Here is a 16448-nt window from a genome sequence, read left to right as displayed (position 1 = left end):
ACCCGGCTGGTTAGGTGCCCTGTTTATGGATGGTGGATGGATCGACATTCATGCGAACATTCCCCTCGAATGTGATCACCCGCCCCTTATCTGTTATCTCAAGCGTCTTCGCAACAATGGAGGCATTATCCTTGGTGATGGTGACGGGGTCGTCGCTGCGCATGTTGCCGCCCTTGATATCGAGCCGGGCGGACTGGAATTGCGCGTTGAGGCCGCTGCTCAGCACCAGGGTGAAGGGAGCCGTCATATGCAGATTGTCGGTGGCGCGGTTGTAATCGGCGGTCGAGGCGACGACGCGGGCGATCAGGCCGTCATTCATCGGCACGGCGGCCTTGATGGTCTCCAGCGTGATGAAATCGGGATTACGGATATCCTGCAGCGCCCGTTCGGCGAGCATCGAATAGTTGATGCCGTCGGAATTGCGGCCGGCGATCGCCGGCTTTTCCATCACGACCTTGCCGTTCTCGATCTTGGCGCCTTCGAACTTGACGTTTTCGGGCAGGTAGATGCTGACCAGCGCCACCGCCGTGAGGCCAGCGGCGACGATGAGGGCCGCCACCGGCAGCAGGATCTTCAGCCGCCGCACCCGGGCGGAATGGAACAACGCGTCGCCATAGGCGCTCCTGCCGGAGCCCGCATAGGCGGCCTGTCCGTTGTTCTTCAGGGTATCGAGCATAGGTCTCGTTCCATGTGCGGTGATCGCCGCGCCTTCGTAACAAAGCCGGCCGCCAATCACAGTTCGTTTCGCATTATTACATTGGCTTGCCAATATGGAATTTTTTCTGCAACAAGCAACAAAATGGAAAAACATTAAAAAGTGGCATTCGTACGCGCCGCTGCCATCTATTTCACCGACGACCGGCGCCATGCCGACGCCGGGCCAGTGCTGGAGGTACCTCATGGACAGTTCGATCATCGCCGATCGCCGGCGGCTGCGCCGCAAGCTCGGCTTCTGGCGCATCGTCGCGGTGGCCCTCGTCGTGGCGCTTGGTCTGGCCTTCTACGGCTTCGCCTTCGGCGGTGCCGGAACCGAGCGCCCGCATATCGCCCATGTGACGATCTCCGGACTGATCGTCGATGACGACGAGCTTCTGGAGCGATTGAAGAAGGTCGAGACCAGCGATCAGGTGAAGGCAGCGGTAATTTCGATCTCCTCGCCCGGCGGCACGACCTATGGCGGCGAAAAAATCTTCAAGGCGATCCGTGCCATATCGGCCAAGAAGCCCGTCGTCTCGGACGTACGCACGCTTGCCGCCTCGGCCGGCTATATGGTCGCCACTGCCGGCGATACGATCATTGCCGGCGACAGCTCGATCACCGGCTCGATTGGCGTCATCTTTCAATATCCGCAGATCCAGCCGCTGCTCGACAAGATTGGCGTGTCGCTGCAGGAGATCAAATCCTCGCCGCTGAAGGCCGAGCCCTCGCCCTTCCACGAGGCGAGCGAGGAAGCCAAGGCGATGATCCGCAACATGGTGGTCGACAGCTACAACTGGTTCGTCGACCTGGTCGCCGACCGGCGCAAGCTGCCGCGAGAGGAGGCGCTGAAGCTCGCCGACGGCACGATCTTTACCGGCCGGCAGGCACTCCAGGCGAAGCTCATCGATACGATCGGCGGCGAGCCCGAAATCCGCGCCTATCTCAAGTCCCGCGGCGTCGATGCCGATCTGCCGATGGTGGACTGGGACAAGAAGAGCAACACGCCCTTTCTGCTCGCTGGGGCTGTTTCGCGGTTGATTACGATCCTCGGTTATGATGATCTCGTCAAAGGCCAGGATATTAATGGAATCCTACCCCCAAAGTTGCTTCTTGACGGGCTGCTTTCAGTTTGGCAGGTTGGCCACGATTGATAAGAAATCAATAATTTAAGGGGGCGACTGTGATCAAATCCGAACTGGTGCAGATTGTTGCGGCACGCAACCCGCATCTCTATCACCGCGACGTCGAAAACATCGTCAACGCGGTTCTCGACGAGATCACCGATGCACTGGCCGCGGGCAACCGCGTCGAATTGCGCGGCTTCGGCGCGTTTTCGGTCAAGAACCGCCCCTCCCGCTCCGGGCGCAACCCGCGCACCGGCGATACCGTCTTCGTCGAGGAGAAGTGGGTTCCCTTTTTCAAGACCGGCAAGGAGCTGCGCGAGCGGCTCAATCCCGGCCAGGCCGACGAAGAGGATTGAGCAGCGCAGGCTGTCTGCGGCGAAACCGCACTTGAACTCGACGGCGGTTTTCCTATTCTGCTGACGCATCGGCCCGAAAATCGGAAGCGATTTTCGGGCCGATGCGTAGATACAAAACGCCGCGCATGGAGACCTCAAATGGCCAAGAAGATCGTCAACCTCTTGATTCTGCTGCCGCTCGGCGTCATTCTCATCGTCTTCTGCGTCGCCAACCGGCAGAGCGTCACCCTCGCCTTCAATCCGTTCCGGCCTGACGATCCGGTGCTTGCGGTTTCGGCGCCCTTCTTCGTCTTCCTGTTCATCGCGCTGATCGCGGGCATGCTGATCGGCTCTGCCGCCACCTGGTTCACCCAGGGCAAACACCGCAAACGGGCCCGCACAGAGGCCAAGGAAGCCATTCGTTGGCAGGGAGAGGCCGACCGCCACCGGACGCGCGCCGAAGATATCGCCGGCCAGCTGCCGTCGCGGTAATGTTGTTGCCGGCGCGTCAAACCGGCAAGAAGCTCAGCTCCTCATAATCCCCCTCCGGCGACGCGCCGTTGCCGGTCACCTGGAAACCGTGCGAGAGGTAGAAGGCCTTCGCTCGCCGGTTGTTCACCAGGCATTTCAGCCGGTATTTATGTTGCGGCCATTCCGGCAGCGCCTGCAGCAGCGCCTTGCCGGCACCGAGACCCTGGAATTCCGCTCTTATGTAAAGCATGTGGATGAAATCGTCTTCCGGCCAGAGCGACAGGAAGCCGGCAAGTCTGCCATCGGCATGCTCGCAGACGAGGATCGTTTCGCCACTGGTATGGGCGGCAAAATCCTCGCGATGGAATTTGCCGGGATCGACCCAGACGAATGTCTGGCGCCGAACGGACAGATAGATATCCGCGAGCATGTCCTGGTCTTCTGCCCGCGGCGGCCTGATGGTCCACGTCATGATGAGCCCTTAAACCAAGCTCCTGCCGGCGCCAAGTTCACAGCGAACGGCACTCAATCGGCCACCATTTTTGCAACGACGGCGGCATTGAAATCGGAGAAGAAACCTTCGGCCAGCCTTTGCGAGGTCGAATCGAGCAGGCGCGCGCCGAGTTGGGCGAGCTTGCCGCCGAGTTCGGCCCTGCCCCGGTAATGCAGGATCGTCTCCGCGCCCCGCTCTTCGAGCACGACATCGGCGGCTCCCCTGGCGAAGCCGGCAAGACCACCCTTGCCTTCGGCGGACAGCGTATAACTTCTCGGCGCATCGACATTGGAAAGCGTCAGCAGGCCATGGAAAGTAGCCGACAGCAGGCTGAACTTGACCTTGATCGTCGCCTCGAAGTTTTCCGGCGACAGCCGCTCGATATTTTGGCAGCCCGGAATGCAGCCGCGCATGATCTCGGGATCGTTGAGCGCCGCCCAGACGACGTCCCGCGGCGCGGCGATGCGTTCTTCGCCGGTGAAATCCATTCGACAGCCCTATCTCCGATTCGCCTATCTTATCCCAGTGGGAAGGCCTTTTGCCAAGGCGCAGAGGAATGTTATCTGCCAATCCCGAGCAGGCAATAGGCGGCGCGGCATTCTCTAAGGCTCCTCATCCTGAGCCGCAGTCCGTGTCCGCTGCCCTTCCGCGCATGCACGTCCAGTCAAAGCTATGCTGATATTTTGACTACGCGCGCCTCAGACGGCTTGAAATAGACGCCCGCGCCGACACGCAGTTGATCCGGCACGGTTTTCTAGGCTACTGCATAATTCAAAGGGTGCGGCAGAGGACGCAGCCCCGTCAACATACCCCGATAGAGACGCGGAAGAGCACGTTGAAACAAAGAGAACGCCGGCCGGGCCAGAAGAAAACCTCCGGTCCTTCCGGCGAAAGCCGCAGGGACGACCGGGGCGGACGGCCGCCGAAGCCGGTTGCGCGGCCTGCGGCCAGCCGCGAGACGGTGCGCGAAGCTGCCGTGCCTGCCGCCGTCGAGCGTCCGTTGACGGCGCGCAGCGGCGAACGTCCGGCCGAGCGCGTACCTGTCATTCTCGACTCGCTCGGCGCCGGCGATTTCCACCTGATCGACAGCGGCGATGGCCAGAAGCTCGAGCAATACGGCCCCTATCGCATCATCCGGCCGGAGGCCCAGGCGCTGTGGCAGCCTTCGCTGCCCTCTCATGTCTGGGAAAAGGTCGATGCCGTCTTTACCGGCGATACCGATGAGGAAGGCACCGGCCGCTGGCGCTTCCCGAAGGCCGCACTCGGCGAGACCTGGCCGCTCAACCTGCTCGGCGTCGATTTCCTCGGCCGCTTCACCTCCTTCCGCCATGTCGGCGTTTTCCCCGAGCAGATCGTCCACTGGAGCTGGATGAAGGACCAGGTCGAAAAAACCGGCCGACCGCTGAAGGTATTGAACCTCTTCGGTTATACCGGCGTCGCCTCACTGGTCGCCGCCGCGGCGGGCGCCGAGGTTACCCATGTCGACGCTTCGAAAAAGGCGATCGGCTGGGCACGCGAAAACCAGGCGCTCGGACGCATGGAAAAGCTGCCGATCCGCTGGATCTGCGAGGATGCGATGAAATTCATCCTGCGCGAGGAGCGCCGCGGCAGCCAGTACGACATCATTCTTACCGATCCGCCGAAATTCGGCCGCGGCCCCAATGGCGAAGTCTGGCATCTCTTCGAGCATCTGCCGCTGATGCTCGATGTCTGCCGCGCGATCCTGTCACCGAAGGCGGCCGGCCTCGTGCTGACGGCCTATTCGATCCGCGCCAGCTTCTATTCGATCCACGAGCTGATGCGCGAGACGATGCGGGGTGCGGGCGGCGCGGTCGAATCCGGCGAGCTGGTGATCCGCGAGGCCGGCCTCGACGGCAAAACGCCGGGCCGCGCACTTTCCACCTCCCTCTTTTCCCGCTGGGTGCCGAAATGAGCAAGGACTTCCACGATCAGGGACCGCGCAGGGTCGGCCAGGTGAAGGAAGTCACCTCGCTCGCCAATCCGATCATCAAGGATATCAAGGCGCTGACGAACAAGAAGTCGCGGGAGGAAAGCGGGACTTTCCTCGCAGAAGGGCTGAAGCTCGTCATCGATGCGATCGAACTCGGCTGGACGATCCGCACGCTGGTCTACGCCAAGGCCGCCAAGGGCAAGCCGCTGGTCGAGCAGATGGCGGCCAAGACCGTCGCCTCGGGCGGGCTGGTGCTTGAAGTCAGCGAAAAGGTGATCGGCTCGATCACCCGCCGCGACAATCCGCAGATGGTGGTCGGCATCTTCGACCAGCGCTGGAAGCCGCTCAAAGACATCCGACCCAGGGAGGGCGAAACCTGGGTGGCGCTCGACCGCGTGCGCGATCCCGGCAATCTCGGCACCATCATCCGCACAGCGGATGCAGCCGGGGCTTCCGGGGTCATTCTGGTCGGAGAGGCAACCGATCCCTTCTCGCTCGAGACCGTGCGCGCCACCATGGGCTCGGTCTTCGCCGTGCCGGTCGCACGCGCAACGCCGGAGGAATTCCTCGCCTGGCGGAAATCAGCCGGCGTTGCCGTCGTCGCGACGCATCTTGCCGGCGCGGTCGATTACCGCACCATCGACTACCGGAAGAAGCCGATCGTGCTCCTGATGGGCAACGAGCAATCCGGCCTGCCCGAGCAGCTCGCCAAAGAGGCCGACGCGCTTGCCCGCATTCCGCAGCAGGGCCGCGCCGATTCCCTGAACCTCGCCGTTGCCACCGCCGTCATGCTTTTCGAGGCGCGCCGCCATCTCCTCTCACTTGCCGAGGGCAAATGACTGAACAGACCTATGTGCGCCCCGCGCTGTTTTCGCGTCCGGCGCCGATCTTCTTCTTCATCGTCGCCGCCGTTCTGATCGACCAGATCGTCAAGATCGCCGTTAACCACTACCTGCCGCTGCAGGAGGTAGTGCCCGTCATCCCGATGCTGGCGCTCTACCGCACCTATAACCTCGGCGTCGCCTTTTCGATGTTGTCGGGCATGGACGGCTGGTTCATCGTCGGCATGCGGCTCATCATCGTCGCCTTCGTCATCTGGCTGTGGTATCGCACCGCCAAGGACCGCTGGCTCGCCCATCTCGGTTACGCGCTGATCATCGCCGGCGCGATCGGCAATCTGATCGACCGCTTCGCCTACGGGCATGTGATCGACTACATCCTCTTTTACACCGAAAGCTGGTCCTTCGCGGTATTCAATCTCGCCGACAGTTTCATCACCATCGGTGCGGCCTGCGTCATTCTCGACGAGCTGCTGCTGCCGAAAAAGGCCAGCCGCTAAAATCTTATCGAATTCCTGAAGGCATTCGGAACGGGCCTCATGTTAGCCATATAGCATGCAGAACCTGGGACAGTTGCAGGAAAGATTGTCCGCCGCCTTCGGCGGACCCGCCGCCAAGCCGCATCAGGAGCGGATGGGGCAGTCCTCCCCGCGACCACGTGCAGCGGCACCTCAGGAAGCCAATCAGGCCCGAGCGCCAGCGCCGACACAGCGCCTGCTGTTCTACTGGCTGAGCGGCGCCGGCCTGCTTGCCGCAACGATCCTCATGCTGCTTGCCCATGCCGGCGATCCGCTGCTGCTTCCAGGCGGGCTTGTCGTTCTCGGTCTTGCGGTGATTGCCGGCTACCTACTCCTGACGATCCGCCGGCACGGGGCAAACAAGCCCGGCCGCCAATCCCTGCCGGAGCGCAACGACGGCGCAAAGCTCTTCGCCGACGTGCACGACGTGCTCGGCGACATCACCCTCGGCCGTACAATGGACCGGCGCATCGTCTCCGCCAACGATACGTTTCGCCGTCTGACCGGTCGACTGCATCCGGAGGGACGCAGCTGCGAGGAGATCGGCCTCGCCTTCCGCCCCGGTCCGATCCCGCATTGCTACGATGTCGAAATCTCGACACCGGAAGGCCAGCGGATTTTCGTCTGGCGCGACGTCGTCACCCGCGATCCTGCGAGCGGCCGCCTGCTGCTGCAGAGCGTTGCCCGCGACGTCACCGAAGAGCGGCTGATCGCGCAGGGCCGCGAGGAAGCCCGCCAGAAGGCCGAGTATAACAGCGCCGCCAAGTCCAGGCTGCTTGCCACCGTCAGTCACGAGGTGCGCACGCCGCTTTCCGGCATCCTCGGCATGACGCACCTGCTCGCCGAGACGCGGCTGACACAGGAGCAGCAGAATTATCTGGCGAATATCCGCCAATCCGGCCACGCGCTGACACAACTCGTCGAAGACCTGCTGGATTTCTCCACCATCGAGGTCGGCCGTTTCGAACTGCACCCGCGCTCCGAATCGCTGCGCAAGCTTCTCGAGAGCGTCGTCGAGATGCTTGCCCACCGGGCGCATGAAAAGGGTATCGAGATCGGCGCCACCGTGTCATCGGACGTGCCGGAGCAGATGAGCTTCGATCCGGCGCGGCTGCGCCAGGTTCTGTTCAACGTCATTGGCAACGCCGTGAAGTTCACCCAGGTTGGCGGCGTCTTCATCCGCGTCTCGCTTGACGCCGGCAACCTGCTGATCACCGTCGCCGATAGCGGTCCCGGCATGACGGCGGAGGAGCAGGCGCGCGTCTTCGGCGAGTTCGAGCAGGGCGGCACCGTCGCCGACAAGAGCGGCGGCACCGGGCTCGGCCTGGCGATCTCGGCGCGCATCATGCGCGAATTCGGCGGCGCATTGACGGTTGCCAGCGAAAAGGGCCTGGGCAGCGAATTCACCATCCGCTTTCCCGTCGATGTCGGCGGCGAAAGGTCCGAGCGGCGAAACACGCTGCTTGCCGGCAACAGCATCGTGCTTTTGGCGCCGGCAGGCGCGGCGCGCACCGCCATCGCCGAGACCATCACCGCGCTCGGCGGCATCTGCCATCTCGTCGGCGACGGCGAGACGGCGCGGGAAAAGCTGCTCGGCATGGCCAATGGCGGCGGCCGACCGACCGATATCATCGTCGACCACCGCATGTCGGCGGAATTTTCCACTCACCTTGCCGATCGCGCCGAAATCGCCGCGCTCGGCCTGCGCAAGGTTCTGCTCGTCAATCCGGAAGAGCGCAGCGCCCATCCGCTCGACCTGTTCGATGCCTGGCTCATCCGGCCGCTGCGCGAACAGTCGCTGATCGATGTGCTTCGCGGGCGCATGCGCGGCATGGAAAAGCGCGACGCGCTGAACGACAATCAGCCGGGGTTTGGGCTTTCGGTGGCGGAGACGAGGGTGGCGGCGAGCGGGCTCAGCATCCTGCTCGGCGAGGACGATCCGATCAACGCCATGCTGGTGCGCGTCGTCCTGGAAAAAGGTGGGCACAAGGTGCGCCATGTCGAAGATTTCGAGACGCTGCTCGATTGCGCCCTCGGCGAGGCGGATGCCCGCCCCGACATCATCATCAGCGATCTGTCGATGCCGGGCGGCAACGGCATCGACATGCTGGGACGGCTGCGCGGCCACGAACGGCGGCTCGATCTTGCCCCCGTGCCGGTGATCGTGCTGACCGCCGACAAGAGCGACGAATCCCGCCGCCAGGTCTTGCTCAACGGCGCCAACCGCGTCATGGTGAAGCCGGTCGACCCGCTGCGGCTGCTGACCGAAGTACAGGCCGTCGCCGCACTTTCGGCCCGTCGGGCAGAGGCGCGATAGAGCCTGTGCGGCCACCACGCGCCTTGCCTCGGGAAATGCAATATGTCACTTTCCTGTCGTACAGAAGTGTTTTATGGCGTCGATAAGCCGGCAACCGGAGAATCGCCATGTCCTCCATCGACATCCTCAATCGTGACGTCACCGCGGAGGCTGCACGGCCGTCGACGGCTGCTGCCCAGAAGGACGGCGATATCCTTGGCCGCATAGGCAATCTGGAAACGCGCCTTGCCCGCACGACACGCGAGATCGACGCCGCCCAGGCGGTGCGCTACCGTGTCTTCGTCGACGAAATGAAAGCGCAGCTGCCGCTGGACGCCATGCGCCGCCAGCGTGATGTCGACGCCTATGATGCTGTCTGTGATCATCTTCTTGTTCTCGACCGTGCGATAGAGGGCGACTCTGAAGACCAGATCGTCGGTACCTATCGGCTGCTGCGCCAGGATGTCGCCATGGCCAATGGCGGTTTTTACTCGGCTTCCGAATTTGAGATCGAGGGGCTTCTCGCCAAGCATCCGGACAAGCGCTTCATGGAGCTCGGCCGTTCCTGCGTGCTGCCGGAATACCGCACCAAGCGCACCGTCGAGCTACTGTGGCAGGGCAACTGGGCCTATGCGCTGAAGCATGGCATGAGCGCCATGTTCGGCTGCGCCTCATTCCCCGGCGTCTATCTCGAAAGCCACGCGCTGGCGCTGTCCTTCCTCTATCACACTGTGCTGGCGAAGGACGAATGGGCCGTCGGCGCATTGCCGCATCTCGCCCGCAACATGGACCTGATGCCGGTCGAGGCGGTCAATCCGAAACGGGCGCTGATGGCCCTGCCGCCGCTCATCAAGGGGTATCTGCGCCTCGGCGCGATGGTCGGCTCCAGCGCCGTCGTCGATCATGCCTTCAACACGACAGACGTGCTGATCGTGCTGCCGATCTCCAGCATTTCCGACCGCTACCTGAACTATTACGGCGCCGACGCCGGCCGCTTCGCAAGCTAAATATTTCCTGATCGGCTTGCAGCATGCTGCCCTGGCGCAAACCCGCCAGGCTCTCCGATCGGCGCCCTCATAGATCGGATCGCCTTCTCGTATCCGACGGGTTCTCTCCATAGGCCGCCCGATAGATCGCCGCAAAACGGCCAAAGTGGAAGAATCCCCACTTCAAACAGATGTCCCGCAATGGCTGCCGGTTTGAAGGATCGCGCAGATCCTCCCGGACCGCCTGCAAACGGATCGTCCGGAGGTATGCGGACGGTGTGGTTGCCTTGAAAGCCCGAAAACCGACTTCGAGAGCGCGAGTGGAAATGCCCGCCGCCTCCGCAACATTCTGCATCGTCAACGGCTGCGCGATGTTCGCATGCATGAATTCCATTGCGCGGCGGACATGCCGCGGTGCGATCAGATGGATTTTCTTGTCCAGAAGATGCGAGAGCCGATGAGGAACCAAGCGCACGACCAGATCGGCAAATGCCTGGGTCAGGTTCGACATGGCAATTGGCGAGTGAAGGAGCGGGCCGTCGTTGCGCATGCCGATGATCATCGTCTGGGCGAGACTGCCGATCAACTGCCCCGCCGCGGTGGAGCGATCAACGACCGGCGACAAATCCAATGACCCGATCAGCGGGGTCTCCAATACGGCGGCGACGGTCTGAGCTAAGATCGGCCAACTCAGACTGAGTGTGTCTGACCGGTGAGGCGCTGCCCTCACGGAAACCCGTTCCGGCTCAAGATTGTTCATCAACAACACCCGCTCGGGTGTCGCTTCGGCCACAGTCCGACCAAAGGCTACGTCGAGACCACCCGTTCGCGGAACGACGATTGCCAGCGTTTCCGGCGTTCCATCTGCCGTTCTTGCACCCCAGCCGCCGGAATCCTGGTTGCTGACCAGCGACACCCGCTCATCACCCCAAAACCCCACCCTCCAGTCGAGCGCTTTCTCGCGACCATTTCGCCACGCGTCGAACGAACCGAACCCCTTGGTCAGAGCCTCGACCATATCGTCGAACGTGGTCCCCTGAAATAGGGCGGTGAAATTCGGGGAAGCGTTTTCCGGCATGGGAATCCAAACGGCTGATGAAATATCGAATTTATGCCGCGCGCGCTGTTTCAAAAGTATGACTTATCGGATGAACCCTTTCAACCATATCCTCGGCGAGCAAGCCACAAAAAGGCGCGCCCGGCCGACGTGCTGCCGGCCGGGCGCTAAATGCCGCCTAATGGGAGGCTGAGGCAAGTTTACGAACCCGCCCCGTAGGCAGCGATCGCCGCCATGTTGACGATGTCGCTGTCCTTGGCGCCCATCGAGGTGATCTGCACGGCCTTGTCGAGGCCGACGAGGATCGGGCCGATGACCGTCGAGCCGCCGAGTTCCTGCAGCATCTTGGTCGAGATCGAGGCCGAGTGGAAGGCCGGCATGACCAGCACGTTGGCCGGACCGGAGAGCCGGCAGAAGGGATATTGCTCCATCACCTTTCGGTTCAGCGCGACATCGGCGGCCATCTCGCCGTCGAATTCGAAATCGACGCGGCGCTTGTCGAGGATCTTCACCGCCTCGCGCACCCGCTCGGAGCGTTCGCCGGAGGGATGGCCGAAGGTGGAATAGGCGAGCATGGCGACACGCGGCGGATAACCCATGCGCCGCGCCAGACCGGCGGCCTCTTCGGCGATATCGGCAAGTTGCTCGGCCGTCGGCATGTCGTGCACCGCCGTATCGGCAACAAAGACGGTGCGGCCGCGGCAGAGCGCCAGCGACACGCCGATGACGCGGTGGCCGGGCTTCTCGTCGATGCAGCGGCGCACATCCTCGAGCGCGGTCGAATAGTTGCGGGTGATGCCTGTCACCATGCCGTCGGCGTCGCCGAGCGCCACCATGGTGGCGGCGAAATGGTTGCGGTCGTTGTGGATCAGGCGCTGGGCATCGCGGTGGAGATAACCGTGCCGCTGCAGCCTGGCATAGAGGTAGTCGATATAGGCGTCGACGCGGGTGGAGATACGGGCATTGACGATCTCCAGGCCGGGGCGGTTGAGATCGATGCCGGCGCGCTCCGCCGTCGCCCGGATCAGGTCCTCGCGGCCGAGCAGGAGCGCGGTGCCGAGCTGCTGGTTGGCATAGGACAGTGCTGCGCGCAGGACCTGCTCTTCCTCGGCTTCGGCAAAGACGATTCGCTTCGGCCGGCGGCGGACACGCTCGTAGAGGCTGGCGAGCGTCGAAGCGATCGGATCGCGGCGGGCCGAAAGCTCGCGGGCATAACCGGCCATATCAGTGATGACCTTGCGGGCGACGCCGCTCTCGATCGCGGCCTCAGCGACCGCGACGGGGATTGCCGAGATCAGCCGCGGATCGAACGGCACCGGGATGATATATTGCGCGCCGAAACGCGGCCGGTTGCCCTGATAGGCAGCGACCACATCATCGGGCACATCCTCGCGGGCAAGATTTGCCAGCGCCTTGACGGCGGCGATCTTCATCGCGTCGTTGATCGTCGAGGCACGCACGTCGAGCGCGCCGCGGAAGATATAGGGGAAGCCGAGGACGTTGTTGACCTGGTTCGGATAGTCCGAGCGGCCGGTCGCCATGATGGCGTCGTCGCGGATGCGGGCCACCTCTTCCGGGGTGATTTCGGGATCGGGATTGGCCATGGCGAAGATGATCGGCCGATCCGCCATCGAGCGGATCATGTCGGCCGAGAAGGCGCCCTTCTGCGACAGGCCGAAGATGACGTCCGCTCCCTTCATCGCCTCTTCCAGCGTGCGCGCGTCGGTCTTTGCCGCATGCGCCGATTTCCACTGGTTCATGCCCTCGGTGCGGCCCTGGTAGATGACGCCCTTGGTGTCGCAGAGGATAATATTGTCAGGCGCAAAACCCATCGCCTTGATGAGTTCGACGCAGGCAATCGCCGCCGCTCCCGCACCATTGCAGACGAGCTTCGTCGTCTTCAGGTCGCGGCCGGTCAGTTCCAGCGCGTTGATGAGGCCGGCGGCGGCGATGATCGCCGTTCCGTGCTGGTCGTCGTGGAAGACCGGGATGTCCATTAGCTCGCGCAGCCGGCTTTCGATGACGAAGCAATCCGGCGCCTTGATGTCTTCCAGATTGATGCCGCCGAAGGAGGGGCCGAGGAAGCGCACGCAGTTGATGAACTCGTCGACGTTTTCCGTGTCGATCTCGAGGTCGATGGAATCGACGTCGGCAAAGCGTTTGAACAGCACCGACTTGCCTTCCATGACCGGCTTGGAGGCGAGCGCGCCCAGATTGCCGAGGCCGAGGATCGCAGTGCCGTTGGAAATGACGGCGACCATGTTGCCGCGCGCCGTGTAATCATAGGCCGTCTGCGGATCGGCGGCGATCGCCTTGACGGGGACGGCGACACCGGGGGAATAGGCGAGCGAGAGGTCACGCTGCGTCGCCATCGGCTTCGTCGGGTTGATCTCCAGCTTGCCGGGGCGGCCCATGGCGTGAAAATCGAGCGCCTCCTGGTCGGTCACCGAGGTCACCGGCCGGTCCTTCTTATCGATATCGGGCATATATCCTCCAACGTCCTGTGGGCGACGCTTTGCTCTTCCTCAAATGCTGTTGTCATCTATAGCGGCGCGCGGATAGGGTTGGCACCTGTTTTTTTGGGAAAAACTGCACCTCCGTGAACGCACGAATAGACACAGGAAATGAAGCCTTTTCGGCTGCCGAGCTTGCCACGGCGGAAAGCCGCGCCTCGGCGACGCCGATGATGGAGCAATATATCGAGATCAAGGCGAACAATCCGGGTTCGCTGCTCTTCTATCGCATGGGCGACTTTTACGAGCTGTTCTTCGAGGATGCGCTGGAGGCGTCGCGCGCGCTCGGCATCACGCTGACGAAGCGCGGCCAGCACATGGGCCAGGATATCCCGATGTGCGGCGTGCCCGTCCATGCCGCCGACGATTATCTGCAGAAGCTGATTTCCCTCGGTTTCCGCGTCGCCGTCTGCGAGCAGATCGAGGATCCGGCCGAAGCAAAGAAACGCGGCGGCAAATCCGTCGTCAAGCGCGATGTCGTGCGGCTGGTCACGCCGGGCACGATCACCGAGGAAAAGCTGCTGTCGCCCTCGGAGTCCAACTATCTGATGGCGCTCGCCCGCATTCGCGGCGGGGCCGAACCGGCGCTGGCGCTTGCCTGGATCGATATTTCCACCGGCGTCTTCCGGCTGGCGGAGACGGAAAGTTCGCGGCTGCTCGCCGACATCCTGCGCATCGATCCACGCGAGCTGATCCTGCCCGATACGATCTTCCACGATGCCGAGCTGAAACCCGTCTTTGACGTGCTCGGCCGAACGGCGGTGCCGCAGCCGGCGGTTCTCTTCGACAGCGCCAGCGCCGAAGGCCGAATCGCCCGCTATTTCGGGGTTTCGACGCTGGACGGCTTCGGCAGCTTCTCGCGCGCCGAGCTTGCGGCGGCCGCAGCCGCCGTCGCCTATGTCGAGAAGACTCAGATCGCCGAGCGTCCGCCGCTTGGGCAGCCCGAGCGGGAAAGTGCCGCCTCGACGCTTTTCATCGATCCGGCCACCCGCGCCAATCTCGAGCTTGCCCGCACGCTGTCAGGCGATCGCAACGGTTCGCTGCTGAAGGCGATCGACCGCACCGTCACCGGCGGCGGCGCCAGGCTTCTGGCCGAACGGCTGATGTCGCCGCTCACCGATCCCGCCCGCATCAATGCCCGGCTCGATTCGATCGGCTTTTTGCTCGACGAACCGTCGCTCTGCGGCAGGCTGCGCGACACGCTGAAACACGTGCCAGACATGCCGCGAGCGCTCTCCCGGCTGGCGCTCGATCGCGGCGGTCCGCGTGATCTCGCGGCCATTCGCCAGGGCCTGCAGGCCGCAAGCGGCCTCGCGGATCTGCTCGCCAACGCCATGCTGCCGGAAGAACTCGGCGAGGCATTGTCCGGGCTGAAAGCGCTTCCCGCGAGCCTGGAAAGGCTGCTTGCCGAGACGCTTGGCGACGAACTGCCGCTGCTGAAGCGCGACGGCGGTTTCCTGCGCGACGGCGCCAGCGCCGAACTCGACGAGGTTCGAGCGCTGCGCGACCAGTCGCGCCGCGTCATCGCCGGGCTGCAGCTGCAATATGCCGAGGAAACCGGCATCCGGTCGCTGAAGATCAAGCACAATAATATTCTCGGCTATTTCATCGAGGTCACCGCTGGCAATGCCGCCCCGATGACCGATACGGCCGAAGCCAAGTCCCGGTTCATCCACCGCCAGACGATGGCGAGCGCGATGCGCTTCACCACGACCGAACTTGCCGATCTCGAAAGCCGCATCGCCAATGCCGCCGACCGGGCGCTTTCGATCGAACTCGAAGCCTTCGACAAGATGACGGCCGCCGTCGTGGCTGAAGCCGAGGCGATCAAATCGGGCGCCCGCGCCCTTGCCGTGATCGACGTCGCCGCCGGCCTGGCGCTGCTCGCCGAAGAACAGGCCTATTGCCGGCCGCAGGTCGACGGCTCGAAGATGTTTGCCATCGAGGGCGGCCGCCATCCTGTTGTCGAGCAGGCCCTGCGGCGGCAGGCGAGCGGCCCCTTCGTCGCCAACCATTGCGATCTTTCGCCGAAGGACGGCGCCAAGGATGGCGCCATCTGGCTGCTGACTGGCCCGAATATGGGCGGTAAATCGACCTTCCTGCGCCAGAACGCGCTGATCGCGATCCTGGCGCAGATGGGCTCTTTCGTGCCGGCGACATCGGCCCATATCGGCATCGTCGACCGGCTGTTCTCGCGCGTCGGCGCCTCCGACGACCTGGCGCGCGGGCGCTCGACCTTCATGGTCGAGATGGTCGAGACGGCTGCGATCCTCAATCAGGCGAGCGACCGCTCGCTCGTCATTCTCGACGAGATCGGCCGCGGCACCGCGACATTCGACGGCCTGTCGATCGCCTGGGCGGCCGTCGAGCACCTACACGAGGCCAATCGCTGCCGCGGCCTGTTCGCCACGCATTTCCATGAGCTGACCGTGCTGTCGGAGAAACTTAGCCGACTATCGAACGCTACGATGCGCGTCAAGGAATGGGACGGCGACGTCATCTTCCTGCATGAGGTCGGGCCTGGTGCGGCCGACCGCTCCTACGGCATCCAGGTCGCCCGCCTCGCCGGGCTTCCGGCCTCGGTCGTGGCGCGGGCCCGCGACGTGCTCACCCGCCTCGAGGATGCCGACCGCAAGAACCCGGCAAGCCAGTTGATCGACGACCTGCCGCTCTTCCAGGTGGCGGTGCGCCGCGAGGACGCGGCTCGCGGGCCGTCCAAGGTCGAGGAGGCGTTGAAGGCGATGAGCCTCGACGACATGACGCCGCGCGAGGCGATGGACACGCTTTACGATCTCAAGAAGAAGCTGAAATAGGAGCGCGGCCGATGTTCATGGAAAAGCTGGTTCGCGAAACCGAGCGCCTCTCACTGATCTCATCCATGCTCGACCCGATGCGGCGCGCCGATCAGGACCGCAATGCGCGCGGCTGGACCTCGCCGATCGGCCTGCTGAAAATGACGCGCAGTTGCGCTACAATCTCGGAGCTCGCCACTTCGATCGCCAAGGCAGGTTATCGCGAATGCGACCGCCAGACACTCGAGGAGATCCTGAGCGAGACACGGCAGGTCTTGTATTCGCTGCAGGCCGAGTTCGCGAGCTGAGGCTTTTCGGGAAAGTCCGCTGCTTGCGTCAAAGCGTCCCGCATCCAGCAGCGGACAAACACCATT

The 16448-nt window shown here is 63.3% G+C and carries 15 protein-coding genes; 10 read left to right on the top strand and 5 right to left on the bottom strand.

The genetic code is table 11. The features are described from left to right. Positions 1-10: 10 nt before the first annotated feature. Positions 11-676, bottom strand: coding sequence for an LPS export ABC transporter periplasmic protein LptC (gene lptC / locus C4N04_RS22185; protein ID WP_038686522.1), 666 nt, complete (start codon positions 674-676; stop codon positions 11-13). A gap of 223 nt (positions 677-899) precedes the next feature. Here lptC and sppA point away from each other — a divergent pair, with 223 nt between their 5' ends. The 3 genes from sppA (at position 900) to C4N04_RS22170 (ending at position 2650) form a co-directional block, all read left to right on the top strand. Continuing rightward, positions 900-1850 carry a signal peptide peptidase SppA gene (gene sppA, locus C4N04_RS22180; protein ID WP_038686520.1) on the top strand — a complete coding sequence of 317 codons (951 nt, stop codon included), beginning with the start codon at positions 900-902 and terminating at the stop codon, positions 1848-1850. 29 nt (positions 1851-1879) lie between these two features. Next, complete coding sequence (locus C4N04_RS22175) at positions 1880-2179, top strand: integration host factor subunit beta (protein WP_003544934.1); 300 nt, start codon at positions 1880-1882, stop codon at positions 2177-2179. Positions 2180-2317: 138 nt separating this feature from the next. After that, positions 2318-2650 (top strand): LapA family protein, encoded by a 333-nt coding sequence (locus tag C4N04_RS22170; protein ID WP_064693582.1) that lies wholly within the window; start codon positions 2318-2320, stop codon positions 2648-2650. Positions 2651-2666: 16 nt separating this feature from the next. On the opposite strand, the gene C4N04_RS22165 is transcribed toward C4N04_RS22170, so the two are convergent. Then, positions 2667-3101 carry a GNAT family N-acetyltransferase gene (locus C4N04_RS22165; RefSeq protein ID WP_077991197.1) on the bottom strand — a complete coding sequence of 145 codons (435 nt, stop codon included), beginning with the start codon at positions 3099-3101 and terminating at the stop codon, positions 2667-2669. Positions 3102-3154: 53 nt separating this feature from the next. After that, positions 3155-3610 carry a carbon monoxide dehydrogenase subunit G gene (locus C4N04_RS22160; RefSeq protein ID WP_077991198.1) on the bottom strand — a complete coding sequence of 152 codons (456 nt, stop codon included), beginning with the start codon at positions 3608-3610 and terminating at the stop codon, positions 3155-3157. 347 nt (positions 3611-3957) lie between these two features. On the opposite strand from C4N04_RS22160, the gene C4N04_RS22155 reads away from it, so the two are divergent. The 5 genes from C4N04_RS22155 (at position 3958) to C4N04_RS22135 (ending at position 9733) form a co-directional block, all read left to right on the top strand. Then, positions 3958-5055 carry a class I SAM-dependent methyltransferase gene (locus C4N04_RS22155; RefSeq protein ID WP_106797036.1) on the top strand — a complete coding sequence of 366 codons (1098 nt, stop codon included), beginning with the start codon at positions 3958-3960 and terminating at the stop codon, positions 5053-5055. Then, the gene (locus C4N04_RS22150; protein WP_077991200.1) at positions 5052-5912 is read left to right on the top strand and encodes an RNA methyltransferase; all 861 of its coding nucleotides are present in this window, start codon (positions 5052-5054) and stop codon (positions 5910-5912) included. Before C4N04_RS22155 ends, C4N04_RS22150 begins: the two co-directional genes overlap by 4 nt. After that, complete coding sequence (lspA, locus tag C4N04_RS22145; protein ID WP_106797035.1) at positions 5909-6412, top strand: signal peptidase II; 504 nt, start codon at positions 5909-5911, stop codon at positions 6410-6412. The genes C4N04_RS22150 and lspA overlap by 4 nt, the downstream gene beginning before the upstream one ends. A gap of 55 nt (positions 6413-6467) precedes the next feature. Further along, entirely contained in the window at positions 6468-8747 is a 2280-nt protein-coding gene (locus C4N04_RS22140; protein ID WP_106797034.1) for an ATP-binding protein, read from the top strand. A 107-nt stretch (positions 8748-8854) separates the two neighbouring features. After that, positions 8855-9733 (top strand): GNAT family N-acetyltransferase, encoded by an 879-nt coding sequence (locus C4N04_RS22135; protein WP_077991204.1) that lies wholly within the window; start codon positions 8855-8857, stop codon positions 9731-9733. 67 nt (positions 9734-9800) lie between these two features. Here C4N04_RS22135 and C4N04_RS22130 read toward each other — a convergent pair whose 3' ends face one another. Further along, positions 9801-10790, bottom strand: a complete 990-nt coding sequence (locus tag C4N04_RS22130; protein ID WP_106797033.1) for a helix-turn-helix transcriptional regulator — start codon at positions 10788-10790, stop codon at positions 9801-9803. Between the two features lie 179 nt (positions 10791-10969). Next, a complete protein-coding gene (locus tag C4N04_RS22125) occupies positions 10970-13255 on the bottom strand; it encodes an NADP-dependent malic enzyme (RefSeq protein ID WP_038686501.1) in 2286 nt (761 codons plus the stop codon). 113 nt (positions 13256-13368) lie between these two features. Here C4N04_RS22125 and mutS point away from each other — a divergent pair, with 113 nt between their 5' ends. Continuing rightward, on the top strand, positions 13369-16095 hold the full coding sequence (mutS, locus tag C4N04_RS22120) for a DNA mismatch repair protein MutS (RefSeq protein ID WP_106797032.1): 2727 nt from the start codon (positions 13369-13371) through the stop codon (positions 16093-16095). A gap of 11 nt (positions 16096-16106) precedes the next feature. Next, on the top strand, positions 16107-16382 hold the full coding sequence (locus C4N04_RS22115) for a hypothetical protein (RefSeq protein WP_096763013.1): 276 nt from the start codon (positions 16107-16109) through the stop codon (positions 16380-16382). Positions 16383-16448: the final 66 nt, after the last annotated feature.

It is taken from the genome of Rhizobium sp. H4 (assembly GCF_003013335.1).
Taxonomy (GTDB): Bacteria; Pseudomonadota; Alphaproteobacteria; order Rhizobiales; family Rhizobiaceae; genus Rhizobium; species Rhizobium sophoriradicis.
Note: the sequence above shows the minus strand (reverse complement) of the source record. Positions and strands in the feature narration are given on the sequence as shown.